15 protein-coding genes and 1 pseudogene are annotated in these 16,059 nt (G+C 57.3%); 9 read left to right on the top strand and 7 right to left on the bottom strand.

Going from position 1 to position 16,059, the window contains the following annotated elements; all coding sequences use genetic code 11:
• The first annotated feature begins 14 nt into the window (after window positions 1–14).
• Together ACFX5Q_RS11590 and ACFX5Q_RS11585 are read left to right on the top strand one after the other, a co-directional pair.
• The gene (locus tag ACFX5Q_RS11590) at window positions 15–278 is read left to right on the top strand and encodes a hypothetical protein (RefSeq protein WP_404277958.1); all 264 of its coding nucleotides are present in this window, start codon (window positions 15–17) and stop codon (window positions 276–278) included.
• A gap of 354 nt (window positions 279–632) precedes the next feature.
• Window positions 633–1,169 (top strand): cytochrome b, encoded by a 537-nt coding sequence (locus ACFX5Q_RS11585; protein ID WP_404277817.1) that lies wholly within the window; start codon window positions 633–635, stop codon window positions 1,167–1,169.
• Window positions 1,170–1,405: 236 nt separating this feature from the next.
• Here ACFX5Q_RS11585 and ACFX5Q_RS11580 read toward each other — a convergent pair whose 3' ends face one another.
• On the bottom strand, window positions 1,406–1,864 hold the full coding sequence (locus ACFX5Q_RS11580) for a YybH family protein (RefSeq protein ID WP_404277815.1): 459 nt from the start codon (window positions 1,862–1,864) through the stop codon (window positions 1,406–1,408).
• A gap of 563 nt (window positions 1,865–2,427) precedes the next feature.
• On the opposite strand from ACFX5Q_RS11580, the pseudogene ACFX5Q_RS11575 reads away from it, so the two are divergent.
• Window positions 2,428–2,754 (top strand): annotated as a pseudogene (locus ACFX5Q_RS11575) (thermonuclease family protein); the annotation flags it as partial.
• A gap of 109 nt (window positions 2,755–2,863) precedes the next feature.
• Here ACFX5Q_RS11575 and ACFX5Q_RS11570 read toward each other — a convergent pair.
• The gene (locus ACFX5Q_RS11570; protein ID WP_404277813.1) at window positions 2,864–3,259 is read right to left on the bottom strand and encodes a hypothetical protein; all 396 of its coding nucleotides are present in this window, start codon (window positions 3,257–3,259) and stop codon (window positions 2,864–2,866) included.
• Window positions 3,260–3,520: 261 nt separating this feature from the next.
• Here ACFX5Q_RS11570 and ACFX5Q_RS11565 point away from each other — a divergent pair, with 261 nt between their 5' ends.
• Window positions 3,521–3,805: a hypothetical protein gene (locus ACFX5Q_RS11565; RefSeq protein WP_404277811.1), complete on the top strand. Its 285-nt coding sequence runs from the start codon at window positions 3,521–3,523 to the stop codon at window positions 3,803–3,805.
• Between the two features lie 531 nt (window positions 3,806–4,336).
• On the opposite strand, the gene ACFX5Q_RS11560 is transcribed toward ACFX5Q_RS11565, so the two are convergent.
• The 3 genes from ACFX5Q_RS11560 to ACFX5Q_RS11550 all read right to left on the bottom strand — a co-directional run bounded on the left by ACFX5Q_RS11560 (window position 4,337) and on the right by ACFX5Q_RS11550 (window position 6,729).
• A complete protein-coding gene (locus ACFX5Q_RS11560) occupies window positions 4,337–4,732 on the bottom strand; it encodes a hypothetical protein (RefSeq protein WP_404277809.1) in 396 nt (131 codons plus the stop codon).
• Between the two features lie 11 nt (window positions 4,733–4,743).
• Window positions 4,744–5,637, bottom strand: coding sequence for a thermonuclease family protein (locus ACFX5Q_RS11555; RefSeq protein WP_404277807.1), 894 nt, complete (start codon window positions 5,635–5,637; stop codon window positions 4,744–4,746).
• A 684-nt stretch (window positions 5,638–6,321) separates the two neighbouring features.
• Window positions 6,322–6,729 (bottom strand): nuclear transport factor 2 family protein, encoded by a 408-nt coding sequence (locus tag ACFX5Q_RS11550; protein WP_404277805.1) that lies wholly within the window; start codon window positions 6,727–6,729, stop codon window positions 6,322–6,324.
• 136 nt (window positions 6,730–6,865) lie between these two features.
• On the opposite strand from ACFX5Q_RS11550, the gene ACFX5Q_RS11545 reads away from it, so the two are divergent.
• Window positions 6,866–7,723: an RNA ligase family protein gene (locus tag ACFX5Q_RS11545; RefSeq protein WP_404277803.1), complete on the top strand. Its 858-nt coding sequence runs from the start codon at window positions 6,866–6,868 to the stop codon at window positions 7,721–7,723.
• Window positions 7,724–7,826: 103 nt separating this feature from the next.
• On the opposite strand, the gene ACFX5Q_RS11540 is transcribed toward ACFX5Q_RS11545, so the two are convergent.
• Window positions 7,827–9,578: an adenylate/guanylate cyclase domain-containing protein gene (locus tag ACFX5Q_RS11540; protein WP_404277801.1), complete on the bottom strand. Its 1,752-nt coding sequence runs from the start codon at window positions 9,576–9,578 to the stop codon at window positions 7,827–7,829.
• A gap of 443 nt (window positions 9,579–10,021) precedes the next feature.
• Window positions 10,022–10,315, bottom strand: a complete 294-nt coding sequence (locus tag ACFX5Q_RS11535; RefSeq protein ID WP_404277799.1) for a hypothetical protein — start codon at window positions 10,313–10,315, stop codon at window positions 10,022–10,024.
• Window positions 10,316–10,605: 290 nt separating this feature from the next.
• On the opposite strand from ACFX5Q_RS11535, the gene ACFX5Q_RS11530 reads away from it, so the two are divergent.
• From ACFX5Q_RS11530 to ACFX5Q_RS11515, 4 genes are all read left to right on the top strand, one after another.
• The gene (locus ACFX5Q_RS11530) at window positions 10,606–11,100 is read left to right on the top strand and encodes a hypothetical protein (RefSeq protein ID WP_404277797.1); all 495 of its coding nucleotides are present in this window, start codon (window positions 10,606–10,608) and stop codon (window positions 11,098–11,100) included.
• Window positions 11,101–11,304: 204 nt separating this feature from the next.
• Window positions 11,305–12,486: a hypothetical protein gene (locus ACFX5Q_RS11525; protein ID WP_404277795.1), complete on the top strand. Its 1,182-nt coding sequence runs from the start codon at window positions 11,305–11,307 to the stop codon at window positions 12,484–12,486.
• A gap of 1,166 nt (window positions 12,487–13,652) precedes the next feature.
• A complete protein-coding gene (locus tag ACFX5Q_RS11520; RefSeq protein WP_404277793.1) occupies window positions 13,653–15,110 on the top strand; it encodes a hypothetical protein in 1,458 nt (485 codons plus the stop codon).
• 71 nt (window positions 15,111–15,181) lie between these two features.
• Window positions 15,182–15,694: a hypothetical protein gene (locus tag ACFX5Q_RS11515; RefSeq protein WP_404277791.1), complete on the top strand. Its 513-nt coding sequence runs from the start codon at window positions 15,182–15,184 to the stop codon at window positions 15,692–15,694.
• The last annotated feature ends 365 nt before the right edge of the window (window positions 15,695–16,059 follow it).

Here is a 16,059-nt window from a genome sequence, read left to right as displayed (position 1 = left end):
GGGTAGTGCGCAAGATGCTTCTTCCGCGGTTTTTGGTTGGGATGTTCACCACGACGGCCGTTGTGGCGATCTGGACTTACATGGCAACGGGGTCATTCTGGAAGGCGCTCGCCTGGACCGCACTGACGTTGATTGTTTTGCAGGTTGGGTATCTCGTCCTGGCTTTCGGGCTTTTCTATCAGCGTTCAACCAAAAGCACGGACGCAGAAGCGGAGCCCGTCAGCCCTGCTAAACCGCTGCGTCGAGACGATGGTGTTTCATCCCCTGGCGGCCAATAGCAGCGAAAGCCCCTTCAATAGATGCGCTCGAGCAGCGATCGCCATGGTGAGGACGGCCGGCGCCTTTACAGCGCCTATGATGCTGCAGTCGGGAAGAAGCCGATCAACCGCGTCAACTGCGGCGCCGGTCATTGCTCATAGGCGGAGCATCAGTCGCTGCCGTGGTGAGCCTTTTGATATACTTGATATCGGCGGGTTAACCGGCGATCGCGATGCCTACGCCAATGGCGATGGCGATGGCGATGGCGAGGCCGATGAGGAGGAGGCATATTACTAATTCGTAATTTGGCGGCCACAAGTCTGCCAGGAAGACCACCGAAGGGGGAGATCCTTTTCAACGGGAGCCCTCGTCGAATGACCTCTACTGCATACACGTCGACCCAAAAGTTCCTGCACTGGGCTCTCTTCGTGCTCGTCCTCTTGCTTTACGCACTGACCTACGGCGAGGGTCTGTTGCCTCGTGGCGACCCTACAGTCGATGCCATCTGGCGGCTGCACATTTCGTTTGGTCTTCTGTTGGCCGGATTGCTGCTTTGGCGGGTTGTTCTGCGCGGCCTAAGGGGAGCACCCGGTCTTCCAGTCGAAATGTCTGGGCCCGAGCGGACCGCAGCCAAGATCGGCCACTTTGTCCTCTATGCGCTGCTGATCGCGATTCCAGTCCTCGGCATCCTACTGACTTGGTTTAGAGGTGATGCGTTGAGCTTCTTCGGCCTCTTCACAGTGCCGGCACCATTTGCACCCGATCGAACTACGGCTCGCACGATTCGAGAACTTCACTCGTTATGCGCCAATGGGATATTGATCGCGGCCGGCTTACATGCCGCAGCCGCGCTCTATCATCACTTCATCCGCCGCGATGCAATTCTGACGAGAATGCTCCCAAAGGGCTGAGCCTGGTGGCCCCTAACGCCGGGGCGGGCACCACGGCGCGCGTGGTGCTTCGCCACTGTAGGCCAAACACAGCGGCCGGCCGGAACGCGCGTTGGTGAGCCTCTGGGACGGCATACCAAGGCGCCCGGTGGGCCTGCCCCACAATGGGTGGCAAGCGTCCCCGCGCTCCCTTCCAGAGGTAAAGATACACCGGCTCCCTCAAACTCGTGGATCAAATGAACGGGAGTGATGGAACTCTACTTCTTAGCAGGGTTCGCATTCCAAATATCCCGATGCAGTCGCCATTCGCCGTCGGCGCCCTTCTTCCAAACGATAATGTATTTGCCGATTTCCTCACTGGTCTTGCCGTCACTGCCGGGAATCTTGATTGAGTAGATGCCCTCCTCATACGCGAGATTGCCACTCTCCTCGACCTGCGCCGCTTTCAGGGTCAGATCGGTCAATCCTGCATCGATCCAGCCCTGCCACATCTTCTGAACGCTTTCGCGGCCGGCGACCCGGTCTTCGTTTGGGGGAAACGCTACCGCGTCTTCGGTATAGTGTTGAGCCACACCTTTCGCATCCTTAGCGGCAAACTTCGCAACAAAGTCCGCATTGTTCGCCTCTATGCTTGATTGTGCTGTCTGGGCAGCGGCAGGTTCCCCACCGCAGATAACGAGTGCGACGAAACAAAAAGTGGCTAGAAAGTAACGCATCGAAGTCCTCCCTTTGACCTTTGAAAGCCGGCCAGCGAAGACCATGGGCAGGTGAAGACAACGAGGGCGAGTAATTGCCGGGGTGTTTTCGGACGGCGCCCAAGGAATGTCTTTACAGACGGGGCGTAGCAGGCCGCTTGCAGGGCTAATATGCGCTTACGCTAATACAATGACAATCCCGGCAAGGCTAATATCCATGGTTCCCGTCACACATACGCTGAACGCAAGCAGCCATTTCAGCATCACAATTTGAATGGGTGTTATAGCCGAGTGAGGTGCGGATCGAGGAGATCACGCCTGCCAACCCCCGCGCGGAAATTTTGAAACGGTCCACTTTTCCAATACGACGAGAAGGCGCAATAATCACATTGCTCGGCCATGTGTAGGTTGATCCTCGCTCTCGCCTTCGTGCTCACCTGTGGCCCTGTGTCCGCAGCAGAGCATTGGTTTGCTCATGACGGCGACACGCTGTGGCATGACAAGAAACGAGTTCAGCTGCTCGGTATCGATGCCCCGAACTTTCGCAGACGTGTCTTGATGCCGCTGACAAGTTCTGGCCCTGCGGCAGGTATGCGCGTGACCACATTCGCCATCTCATTGCCTCAGGGGATGTATCCTGCACCATCGAAGGCAAGGACCGCTATGACAACGATGTCGGCGTCTCCTTCGTGGGAGGCATCGATCTCGGACGCGATCTGGTGAAACACGGATTGGCGGTCGTCGACAAACAAGCGCCTCGATACCTTCCGAAGAGCGCGAAGCCCGCATTGCCAAACGTAAATTGTGGGCAGGGACCTTTATCGATCCCGGCGAATATGGACGGGGTGGACGGCCTCTACACGATGGCGGGTCGGGTGTCTCAAAATAGGTGGACTTTCCTCCAGGATTGATTTGACGCGCCAACCTTTGCGGTCGAGCGTTCGCAATAGGGCCCGGATCAAAGGTCCGATGCTTCAAAAAGCGGCCCAGGCGCTGCTCTACGACCCGATCAGTCGCCCCTCAAATAGTAAACAGCATCCAGAGTTGCACCAACCCAATCAAGACGATGAGACCTACCGTCAGCGCGGCGAACAAATCTGTCGGAACCTCGGCGACATACCTCGCATGGTGGGTTTCCAGTTTCGCCTCGGTATAATCTTGGTTGATTGCCTTGATCTCCTGGAGAGTTGACCTTCCTGCGAGAGCGCCGAAACAGGATATGTTAATAACTGACAAGGCTAGCGCCAGTTTTGCTGAAGCTGGCGCCATATGAGCGAAGCTGAACATCAGAAATAAATTCACGGCCGTGACCGCGAATGTTATGCCCATTACCGCCATATAGTGGCCAAGTCGAGCATTCGTCAGTGAGACTTGCTGATCTCTGGTGAGGTTTTCTTGGTCGGCAGTTGCAATCATACCAAAGTCCTCCGATCAAACCGCCAGCATCCGGGTCGATCGTACACCTATTGTTACGATCTGCAACGCACAGCAGAAAACATAACGAGCGACTTATCTTTTCCGCAGCTTCGCCCTTTGCGGTCGAACGATCGCAGTAGACCAGGAATGCCCTTCGCTCTCGCCAAAAGAGAGATCGGCTAAAATAGCGAAGCTTTCGCGGTGTTAACCACGTTGCAATGTTAGGTCGAACCAACGCTGTGTCTTTCCCGTTGACCACCCATGGAAGATCACAAAGCGAGATTCCGCTGTCGTCCCGAACCGTCCGGCACATGGATGGTCTGGGACGATGTCGATCATGCTCCGGCGAGCTTGGGAGGCTGCCTGCTTATCGGTCGCACCTGGCAGCGCGCCAAGGTGGGCTGCGATCTGCTAAGGCGCATTTATGACAACCGGCTGGAATCTCGATCGCTTGGCAGCAAGGGAAAGCCCGCAAACGATCAGGTCGACCGTGTCAACGACCTCATTTCATCCATCCGCAAGACCGGCACAAACAGCCACGTCTGAAAAATCCACGTGTTAGGCCCGCTGCTCGGAGCTCGGCAGCGGGCCATTTTTCGAATTAATAGGTCTTCATCGACCGATGCGGCATGCCGGCTTCTTCGAATTCGTCGTCATAGGCACGAAGCCGAGCTTCTCGTAGAGCGCGGTCTTGTCGGCCTGAGCCGTGAGATAGAAGCGGGTCTCGCTTCGGCGACTTTAAGAGCCGACACGTGGTCGGCCTTCATTGGTGCGAGCGATCGACCCGCTGTTGGTCAGTTTCAACGGTGTCGATGTGGCGACGATCGGTCCATCAGCGGATGTCCGCGCAACAGAACTCGCCGACAAGGGCATCGAGCCCGAAGATGTCGTTGGCGGCACGCTCGCGGCACGGATTGGAAGATCATCAGCCATCAACCGATTCCGGCGCCGACTGGTGGTGAGAGCAAGGGCGAGATTCGGCTCACGCTCTCCGACGGGGGCGGCCGATGACCTATCTCGCCTTCACTATCGCGTGCGGCGTCGTGCTGGCGCTGGCTTGGCCTCACTTAGTGGCGCCTAAGCTCGCTCTGCTTCGAAGCGTCCCGTTGCTTCATCTATTTTGGTAACCCGCATTTCGGGTCCAATCTTTCGCGCGACGATCCTGCTGTGCATGGTATCGCTCGCCGCAACAATTATCGAACGGAAGAGCCCGCCGCGTTTCGACATGGCGTGTTGAAGATGCTCGGCGCGACGACGGTTTTCCGGCCTATCAATCCATCCCTTTCCTGAGAGACCGAAGGTGCTGTAGCGCGTCTGCTCGACGTCCAGAAATCGATCTGTCCAGAGCGTAACCACCACAGCCTTTCCGTCATCGGTGACAGCAGACCAGGTGCGCCGTGGATTGCGGACCGTTGCACCTAGCCGAGCGTAGGCCTCTGTAAGGGTTTTGCATTCAGGATCGGTGGTCTTCATGTTTCTCTCTCCTATCGTCGCGCCTTGCGCCAGCCGGCGGCGCGCGCTTCGTCCTCGCTGCAGAACCACCGCTCGCCCTTGCTCGCTGTGATCACCGTCTCGTCGTAATGTTCTTGCCCCGGAAGATGGTAGATATGATCACCCGAGTTCACACTGACGTTGCCCTTGATGTTGCAGCCTGGGTTGCCGAGCACGCTCAAGCCGGATGACGGCTGGCTGACCTTTTCCACCTTGTCGGCGTTTGCTGCACGCCAATCCCAAGGCTGATCGAACCTGCCTTGCCAAACCCCGCGGCGAGCTGCCTTGGCAGTGCCTTGCTCGGTAGCGAAAGCCCCGCTGGAATAGCGCGGCCAGTCGAGGGCCAGACCCTGCCCGACAAGCCAGCGTTGGACGCTGCGGCCATCGGCGCGCTCGCAGTTTCCGACAAGGCGGCCGTATCGATCGCGGTCGACAAAACTGCAATGTAGTGGTCGCGAAGCTGCCAGGAACTCGTCCAGTGCTTGGGCAGCGCGGCGCCCGCAGGGATATTCGAAGCCCTTAGCGTCGTCGCAATACTGCCGGCTCTCCGGGGCGTCGATCCCGTTGAAACGGATGCGCTGGCCAGCAATCTCGACCGTGTCGCCGTCGATAACGGAGGCGCGGCCTTGCATCGGCCCAGGCAGGGGTTCTGTCCAATTTGCTATGGTGCTTTGGAGGCCAATGGTGGTTTGGAGACCAGAGGTGATCTGTTGGCCGGCGGTGCTATGGATAGCGAATTGAGTGACTGCTGCGGCAAGCGTGCCAACGCCCAGCAAAAGAAGCCCCAAGAGCGGTCGCGGCAGTCGCCGTGACAACCTTCTCCTGCCGGCCCGCTTTCGCCACCGGTCAGCCTGATTGGCACCTTGATGACGCTGGACCTTGCCCACGCCCCTCCTCCCCGAGGGGAGAATGCTTCCAACTCGCGGAAGAGTCCAGAAGCCTAGCCGGACTGTGGCGCCAACTCACAGCAGCGGAACCGCTCGCCGTTCCTGCTTCATCGCCTTGCGACGTTCGACCTCGCGCCACGCTTCATGTTCGGAAGGAGCGGCGACGGTGCCAATCTCGGGATCGAACAAGATGATTGTTCCTTCATGCGTCCAGATAGCGATCATGCGCGCCCCCCGGCGCTGAATCTCAGTCGATGAAAGATGCTCTCCGGCTAGATGGTCCCGCAAGCTGGACCCAAGGCCCCCCGGCGACGTGGCCACTTGGGCATGCCGATTGGACTTCGGTCGCACGATCGATTGGGACTGCGGGGGTGATCGAGCATCGCACAGGGCCAAATGTGCCCCTTATTGGGTCAATAGACTGGCACCGCAATTGGTGAGGCTTCGCATGTGCCCTACATCATATACGGTGGAAAATACCACACGAGAGCTTTGGCTTCCTCTTCGGGCGTCATCGGGCGAATCTCCCATGAGTCCGTTCTCGCGATGTAGCGTCGCCAAACGAGCCTGCCCGCTGCGTTGATGTCTTCATGCCAGCCAGTAAAACCCAACAGAGGCAACAGCACTTGTCGGATCGATCGAAGCCGCCTTGCTGCTGCCTGGCGCATTGGGTCGCCCTGAGGCTTATGCCCAGAATGTGTCCCAGGCGTAGAGGTCGTAGATATACTCCCGGCCGTCCATCGCCTTGCCGTTCTTGATGTCGAAGACGATACAAGAGAGCACATCCAGCCGTTTGCCGTTCCGCTCCGCAGTATCGCGATGGACGGCGACCACCGATCCGTCCTCGCTCTCTGTTACGTGCAAAAGATTGGATTTGAAGGTCCCGCGAGTTTCGCTCCCCAACCGGCCGAAGTGGCCAAAAATCGCTTCGTGTCCCTTGTAGTCTCCGGCGAGCGAACTCTTCCCCGGACTATGCCACGTGCAGGACGCGTCGATCGTTTGCGTGAGCGTTTCCATGTCTCCTGCGTCGAACGCCGCATAACCGCGCCGGACGAGATCTGAGTTCTGATTTTCTGGCGTCACGTCTGCCATAACTTCCTCCCTGACCGGCGAACGGGGTAGGCCCGGTTGGCAAATTATAGGCCGTTCATTCGAATATTCAATTTTGCTAAAATGCTTCGGAACTAAGGTTAGGCGCCACGCCTTGAATCGTTCCGTGAGTCTGTGCATGCGTTTGAAGTTCGTCCCGCCATTGATGCCGACGCTCGTCGACAAGCCGCCCGAGAGCGATGGCTGGATTCACGAAGTCAAGTTCGACGGCTACCGGTCCCAGATCGTCAGAGATGCCGACGGCGTGCGGATCTTCACTCGCCGCGGCCTCGACTGGACGTCGAAATATCGCGACCTCGCCAAAGCAGCAGCCGAGCTAGAGGTCGAGAGCGCCATCATCGACGGTGAGATCATCGTATTGAACGATGCCGGCCTGTCCGACTTCGGCGAGTTGCGCAAAGCCATCACGAGGCGCCAGCAAGACCTCTATTTCGTCGCCTTCGATCTGTTGCACCTCAACGGCCATGATCTGCGCGACATGCCGCTGGAGGATCGCCGCGAAATCCTAGAAGCGTTGATCCCCGAGGGCGGTCGCATCCAATTCAGTCAGGCGCTGCCGGGCGATGCAAAGGCGATCTTCCATCTCGTCGACCAGGCCGGGCTCGAGGGCATGGTTTCGAAGCGCAAGGACAGCAAATACCGAAGCGGCAACTCGACGGCCTGGCTAAAGACGAAAGCCTACAGCATCGACGAATACCAACTGCTCGGCGTCGAGCGGGAGCCGGGCAAGCCGGCATTCGCTCTCATGGCCGAGCGTGGCACAGGGCGATATGTCGGCACGGCTTTCATCACATTGAACCGCGAAATGCGCGAGCGTCTTTGGGAGCGTGTGCAGCAGCACGCCGGCGCCGCGCCAAAGGGCATGAAGCGTCCAGCGACGCAATGGGTCAAGCCGGGGATGATAGGTCGTGTGAAGCATCTGCGCGGCGAGGAGGACCTTCGCCACGCCTCGCTTCAGGATTTCCGTGAGGAATAACTGAAACAAACGTCTGGTTTGGCGATTCTTTTTCTAATGGAGAGGCGCATGACGGACGATCAGGAAAAGGTCGCAGCCGAAACGGGCCTGTTTGCTATGCTGTCTAGTCTGGCATGCCCGCAAGCCGCCAGCCATCGACGAAGGGCTCCGCAGCTGTAATACTCATAAAGGGCAAGTTCGTCGTGAAATCAGCGATTTTCCAATCTGGATTCCCAGCAAGAAATAGGCGGGCTTCCTCCTGTGCCTCAGAAACGCGGCCGGCAAGGGCAAGCGCGGGTATCAGGACCTCCCTCGAACCCGTCCCGTAGGTTTCGTCCCGGCTCAAGGACGCAACAGCTTCTCCGTAGTGACCGGAGGAAATTTGCGCCATTCCCATGATCCAAAAATACCAACCGGGTGGACGGGGATTTAAACGCAGCGACTCTGCACAAGCTATCAGCGCAGCTTGCGGGTTGCCTAAATAGATTTGAAGCTCACCCATCCATGCAACCGCATCGGCATTGTTGGGATTTTGCCGAACGGCAGCATCGAATTGGAATTTTGCTTCATCCCAATTGCGCTCATAAAGCTGCACGCAGCCCAGGATCGTGCGAGCGTGGGAATCGCCGGGGTCGATCTCTACGGCTCGTTGCGCGTGCATCAGAGCCTTTGCGCGGCCAGGTATCTGTGGCTCTCCCCAGAACATCCAGCCAAATAGCAGTGAGATGGCAAGATTGCTGTGCGCTTCGCAGTAGTTCGGATCGATGTGAACGGCACGTTCCAAATCAGCGCACGCCTCACTGTTGTCTGATCTCGAAATGTCGCATTTGCCTCGCGACCTAACACAAAGATCATAGGCTTCGAGATTTGACGGTCGGGAACGGGCAACAATATTCTTGACACCAAGCTTGCCAGAAATCGCTTCAACAACGCGTCGCGTGACCTCGTCCTGAACACCGAAAATATCGGCGAGATCGCGGTCAAAGCGTTCAGCCCAGACATGATTTCCACCGCCCGCAGCATCAATCAATTGGACATTGATCCGGAGACGCTCTGCCGAGCGACGCGCGCTCCCTTCAAGGATGTATCTCACCCCTAAATCGTGGGCGATTTGGCGCACGTCGATGGACTTGCCCTTGTAGGTAAAGGTGGAATTGCGGGCGATAACGAAGAATCCAGGCACATTCGACAGATCGGTAATGATGTCTTCCGTCAGCCCGTCGGTGAAGAACGCCTGTTCTGCATCGCCGCTCATGTTGACCAGCGGTAGGACCGCTATCGACAGCTTCGGCGGTGTTAACCCCGTCCTGCTCGTTGTAGATTCTGACGTTGCGGTCGTCGTCGACCTGGCGGCGCCAACCCGAAGCGAATAAACCCTGATGGGCTCGGCGATGTTCTTGAGCTGCGTGTTGCCGAGGTCGGTGACTGAGAGGTCGAGCCTCGCCCTGACCTGACGATAGGCATCCTCCGAGAGACAGATGGACCCAGGCGCCGCGACGCCCTCCAGACGCGAAGCGATGTTGACGCCGTCACCCATCAGGTCGCCGTCGCTTTCTTCGACCACGTCGCCCAGATGGACGCCGATACGGAATTCGATGCGGCGGTCCTGCGGCACGCCGGCATTGCGCTCGACCATGCCGTTTTGCACCTCGATGGCGCAACGCACGGCATCCACGACACTCCGGAACTCGACTAGCGCCCCGTCCCCCGTGCGCTTGATCACGCGACCTTTGTGCACGGCGATGGTCGGATCGATCAGATCGCTGCGCAGCGCACGCAACCGCGCCAAAGTCCGGTCTTCGTCCTCGTTGGCGAGCCGGCTGTATCCGACTACGTCTGCAGCCAGGATTGCGGCTAGCTTGCGATTCTCGCTCATCGCGCAACCTCCTCGCCGCTAAGATAGCAGGAAGACTGAGCGCCGGAGGGAACTTTCGTTCTCATGGGGAAAGCAGTTGGGCGCGATGGCAACCCAGCCAGGCACCATCCGCTTGGTCGACCGCTATTCATCAGCCCTATTGCAGAGGCGGTGGATGCCGCGCCAATCAGGGCGATGTAGAGCGGGACCAAGTTTGCCACTCAGCTAAAGGGCCTTCCCGGCGCACCATGGCTCTTGCGATGGCGCTTGGTTTCAAGTCTGTCGCTTTCCTCTGCGCCATGTTGTCGGCCGCGATGAGCCGGCGTAGAGACCGCATCACCCTCGCCGCGTTGCCAGCCCATTTCAAGCATGCAATCGACGATGGCTTGACAGCCGGGCTCCATGGCCTCTTGGCAATCCGATCGCGCGATCGGCATATTCGCTTGGGTGCCTGGGACGGTTGATCATGCATTTCCATCCACGCTGCTCTCCTCATCCAGAGCGTAGGGGACCGGCAGATACGCATTGGTCACGAGCCAATCGCCCACAATCGTCTTGATCAGATCCGATTTTGAGGCCCCCATTTCGGCCGCGAGGCCAGCAAGAGATTCATCTACATTCGGTTCCAAGACAATGCCCGAGACGTTCCTGAGCACGAGCGCTGCCCTGCGAAGCACGACCTGAAGATCAGCTCGCGAAACTTCCGCAATCTGATCGGCCGCACTTTCAAGCTCTTCTGCGAAGCTCAAGCGCGCCATTGCTGTCTCCTTGTCAAAGGAATCGTTCGCCCTCGGCACGGTGTTCGAAGCAAAACCAGCGTGGTGCCTGCTTCGGTTTGGCAAAGCCCCATCCTGCATCCTTGCCGCAGCCTGGTCGTTCGCAGAAATGGTGCTGGATGCCAGGAGCCGTGACGTGCTCTTGCCTGGGTGGCCTAATTTCGTCGCTCATATCGCCAGTGAACGAAATGAGAACAAAAGAGTCAAGCCGCGTCTTGACGAGGCAGGAATATGTTCCTTATTCCTCACGTATTGTGAGACGGGAAGGACGGTTGCGCGGCGCCAAGGCGCTGGCCGGCGAAGCTATGGCAAACACAGCGGAGGACAATTTTCGAATTGAAGTTTGGGATCGCGAAGAGAAGGCGCTCGTCGAAACCATCTCCCGATCGCCCGATTCCATGGTCAGCCAAGCCGCCTGGCAGGCGGCAATCAGGCGCCGGCCAGGGATGCTTCTAATCCACTACAACAGCCGGCATGTGATAGAGAAGATCCTGACACCAGGCGAGGTCAAGGCCGACCCACAGACCATCGTAGGGGGCAGCGTGCACGCGGGCCTCGATGTAGCTCTTGGCGACTTGCGCGAGTGGCACAAGTTGCGAGCCTGGTGCAAAAACTGCTCGCATCATGCCGAGGTAAAGCCTGCGGCCCTAATTCGGCGGTATGGCAAGGATGCTCTATTCAGCACGGTCGAAAGGGCACTGTTCTGCACCAGTTGCGATCGAGGTGGACCGGTAAGGCTGGAAATTCACAAGCTGCCCCGAAATTGAGGCCAGGGGAAACACGTCGGCGGGCGACGCTCAACGATGTGGCTCCAAGCTTAGCCCGACGATCGAATCCCTTGGCTGGCGCATTTTCGCTGCCAACGAGCGCGGCCTCCACGCGTCTTTCCACGCGATCGTTTCTGGCACGTTGAAACGACTCGCTTTTTGCCTCGTTCTCAGCTTCACTGAAGAGGGAGTGGGGGAAGAGAGATGGCACCAATATTAAAGCGGCCGTTGTGCGAGCTATTTTCTACATTTATCTTCGGCGCTGCACTGTTGATTTCCGGGTGTGCTACCCCTTACATCCCCCCGAAGGTTGAAGAGCTCGGCCTGAACAACGCATCCAGCTTTGGCGGCATTATGAGCTTTGCCAAGCAAGAAGACCTACGGGTCGTCTGGGTGCATGGGATGTGCACTCACGAAGAAGACTGGGCAGATAATCGTCATGCCCTTCTCCAACAGGCAATCCCAATTGGGTCGTCTAGGCGAAACACTGTGTATGGCCCAGAGCGCGCCGCGCGCGTTACGTTCAACCACAGTGTGAACGGACATGCACTCGAACTCCGTTTTCTCGTCTGGTCCCCGCTCGCTGCTGATGCAAAAATCGCCATTCGGCTCGACCACACCGATGAACTGAAGCGCGCCAGCCTGAACAAGACTCTCAAAAAGGGGCTGATCGACGACTGTTTTTCCGACGCCGTGATTTACACGGGCACGGCTGGCAACCCAACCAGATCCTGGATGCGTTCTGAAGTTTGTGACGCTCTGGGCGGCAATATTTCAGCCGCGGGCCGCTGCGCTATCGACGACAGCAAGCCGCGGCGGAAGACTGTGCTGGTCGCCGAAAGCCTTGGCAGCAAAATACTCTCCGATGCGATCGTCTCGATATGGCAAACCGCGCCGGCATCGGAACAGTCGCGGATTGCCCAGCGCCTTAGCGATGTCCAAATGGTTTTCCTGCTGGCAAACCAGATCCCCCTCCTGAACGCCGCAACCTACTCTCCAGGCACAGCCAGGATTGCAGCTGAGAAATCGGCGGACCGAGCCAGCGGATCTCTCCTTGACGTATTCGCCAGCGCGCGGGCTCGAAAGACCAAGGCGTTTACCGCGGAGCCCTCCGGCCCCATCCGCTTTGTCGCTTTCACGGATCCAAACGACCTATTGAGCTATCGGCTGTTCCCCAAAGCATACCTGCCGGAGGACATGAAGATTACCAACGTGATCGTCTCAAACGATCAGACATACCTTGGCCTGTTGGAGCGCCCGGACACGGCCCACTGCGGCTACGGCTGGAATCCAGCCGTGATAGCGACGGTTGCGGAGGGCTACGACGGCAGACACCTGGGATCGATCCCGGTCAATGTTCCACACTCTTGCGGGCTCGGGGGATAGCGCGCTGCCTCGCCGCCTCGGGGATCGCAACGCCGAATCTTTTCGACAGCTGCCGGCAGGATCCTAGAAGTCGTGCCGGTTCCGATTGGGCGCTAGGTAGCGAAAGCCTTCGCGTCGTCGCACGGTTGGGAGGATACCGGAGCGTCGATACCATCAAATCGGACGCGCTGCCCGTGGACTTGGATCGTATCGCCGTCAATGACGGAGGCGACGCCCCTAATCGTCGCTGCCGCACTGCATGACAAATTGCGCCTTGCTCTGGTGCCGTTCGCCACTGGTCAGAACAGTTATCGTGGCACACTGAAGGGCCGGTGAATTAGCCGCATCTGGACTTCAAACGCCGATGGTCGCAATCAGCCCTCCGGGAGAGAATGGGTGGACAGATCCCGTCATCGTGGGCGCCGGCTCATTGGCTGCCTATGAGGTTGGACTTCGTGAGGCAAGCCGTGGCCGGCCTGATCACGCCATTGGACCCAAGGCGCAGGCTTGCCCGTGACCTTCTCCACCGTCTGCAGCCTTGTGGCCCGCCGGTGAGCATGCAGCGCCAAAAGACCAACTCCGAAGTCGCCGACTTTCATTCCGGCACATGCACCGCCTCGTGCAGATAGGCTGAGTTGATGTTCCTGAGTCTGTTCCAAATTCTGGAGAGATATTTTCCGACTGCGGACCTACTTTATTCCAAGATTTTTTCCGTCGATTTGGAATGCAGTTTTCCTCACTCTGTCGTATATCTATTCGAACAACTGCCGGCGTGACCCTACAGCGCGGGCCTCTAGGAAACCAGTTTTCATGGGCTGCTTGAAAGGAGCACCGATGACACAGCACCAACACCTCAGTGATCATCCTCGCATGTCCCCGCACGCCGCGACGCGTGGGCAGCAGAGGGGAATCAAACCCTCAATGGTCAGCTTCATCCTGATGGAAAGCGACGTGGACCTCCACGCAGGGGGCGGTTGTAGGACATACTTCGTCAGCAAGAAGCGCCTTGCCCAGTTGGAACGCACATGCCCTCACGAACAGGACTTCGAAAAGCTGAATAAGATTGCTGTGGTTTGGTCCGAGCACACAGGAGAGGTCGTGACTGTTCTCCGGCACAGCGCTTGTTCGGGCCGAAGGTATCGGCGCCAGGGGCCGACCCGGAAAACTCGAAACGCGAGTAGATTCATATGAGCGATACCGAGAGCAACGTCATCTCATTTCATGATCGTCGGCGACATCAACCGGATCGTAAGCAAAGCTATGAGCAGCACATAGATCGAACGTTCGCAGCGTTGGAGGCCGAAACCCGACGCCGCCCGAAAATGGATCAGTCTGACCGACCGGTGGTTGCCGCGAACCTGCACCGCATCCTCGAGCGCTTCGAGACTGAATCAGGCCATAAGAAGATTGACGTAGTGCAAGCCCTGAACTTGGGGTCTGACACATCATCGACGAAGGTCCTTTGGAATTATACAATTTCTGAATCTAGCGATAGACCAGATAAATTGATCTCCAACATAAGAAACTACAAACTTTTGGCACAAAAGGCAGCTAATCTGGCGACTTGGAGCGAAAAAGAAACCATAATTGATTTATTTAAGGGCTCATCGTATAGTGAATTTAACAACAATGACTCTGACAAAGATTTCGATTTTTCTGAAGTTGCCCAGATGCTACACAAAATGACACAGTGGCTACGCAGACATACTGAAATAGATGACTATTATCGATACCTGGCGTCGTTTCCATTACATACCGACGAGGGAGACTTCGCTGTCAATACTGTGATGAGGTATAGTCTTCCTCAACACATTGAGAATGGAATGCCGGTTTGGCTGTATTTTTCAACAGCAATCCCCTCTACCGCTTTATACAGACGGAGCCTAGTCAGAGTCCCGGTAAAGTTTATCTCGGGCACCCACCTGCCGATTGAGCAGCGCTTTGAGGACGTTCCTCCGTCCGCCGTGGGGGCGCGAACACTTGAGTTTCGCAAATACCTGCAAGTGCGTCTAGGCATCGCTCCGCTGGGCAAGTCCCTTGATCCTCAGCCGGTGTTCGACTTGCGGACAACCGCCGAGCTTTGGGACGCCGAGGAGTTCGTCGCCACGATACCATACGGCGACAGCGTTCCACTTGTAAGGAATTGGACGTTGGTGGAATATCGAACGGCTCCGTTCCCAGAGGTCGCGGCTTATGATGACACGAATGATGCGGAAAAAGCACATAGTCACGATGGGATCGGATGGTTCCGTGTTCCAAGAGGAGTGGCGCTGAGCACGTTGACTGCGGGTGCCGAAGATTGGCCGACTTTCGAAAAGAGATGGGTGCAGGCGTTTGATCAATTGGTTGAGGAGGTGGACGCGTTGAGTTGTGCCCGTCATCTTGGCCGACGCCTCGATGCAACGATTGAATCGAACCTCTACAGATATCCATCACACCCCTTTAAGTCGCCGCCTAACACGATTGCCTCCCTCCTTGAAAGTAATCTCTATGACCGAGACGATTCTCCGGACAATGGGAGTATCGACCTGATCCTCAAACAGAATATTGAGCGCCGATTTCAGACGATGAAAACGGCAGTCGAACGACGCAGCCAACGTGTAGACTCTCATCGAAAGGAACTGGATGATTTTTGGGACAGCTAACCTTTGAGACAGCAAAGAGATGGCTGTTTTCTATGTCGGATTGATCTGTCACAAGCGAGCACGGAGGCGATATGCTCAGCGAGATACAGCGGATTCAGGCGTTAGGCCGATGGGGGGAGAACAAGACGCTCGCTCTGCTCAAACACGCAGGCTTCGTCCAAGAAAGAGATGTAAACGCCGAGACTTGCAACCATCCATTCGGCGACATCTATGCCGAGAGGGACGGGCTTAGGTATCTAATCAGCGTGAAGACCCGCAATAAATTTCAGACAAGCGGGCTCCTGAACCCCTCTTACAACGTGCGCAAGAAGGGTGCTGACGTTCTCTGTATTGCCCGGCGCTACCACGCGCAGCTCGCTTGGGTAACCGTTCAGGTCATCCCGGAGCGGCAGTTGTTCTGCGGCTATTTCGGCACGATTAACCAAATTCAGGTGCATGGCGAGCGCTTCTCCATTCCCATGCAGGCAAGCGCGACTTCGAGATACGAATGCCTGGCAGATGAAGTGACGGACCTGCGGATACGGCCAGAATGGACGAACGGTGGTTACAGCAGGAGCCGAGAACGCCCATTGATGTCGAATTGACCAGCGGAGCGCCGAGCCAAACCATTGGCGAGTGTTCCGACGCAAGATGGACCTAGTGGCAATGCTACGAGCAACTCCGATGTTCAAAACTCCCGCCATCCCGGCAGAGATAATTCAGTTGAAGGCACCCCGCGGCTTTGTGAACCCACTTAAGGACGGCGTCATAGGTCCAAACCTGTTCGGGACAGAGACGTTGTGTGGTGACTGGCATGGTGACTTGCTTCTGCTCGCTCAGGATTTTGCTCCGCGGCAGTTCTTGAAGCCGTTCTCAAGAAATACGGACCTGAATTGGCCTGGCGTCACAACGATGGCGACGGGCGCTACAAGGTGGGAAAGGACACAAATCCAGCGATCTGCAAGTTGCT

The organism is Mesorhizobium sp. IMUNJ 23033 (genome assembly GCF_044778005.1).
Taxonomy (GTDB): domain Bacteria; phylum Pseudomonadota; class Alphaproteobacteria; order Rhizobiales; family Rhizobiaceae; genus Mesorhizobium; species Mesorhizobium amorphae_A.
The sequence above is the reverse complement of the archived record's forward strand: the minus strand, read 5'-3'. Positions and strand labels throughout refer to the sequence as shown.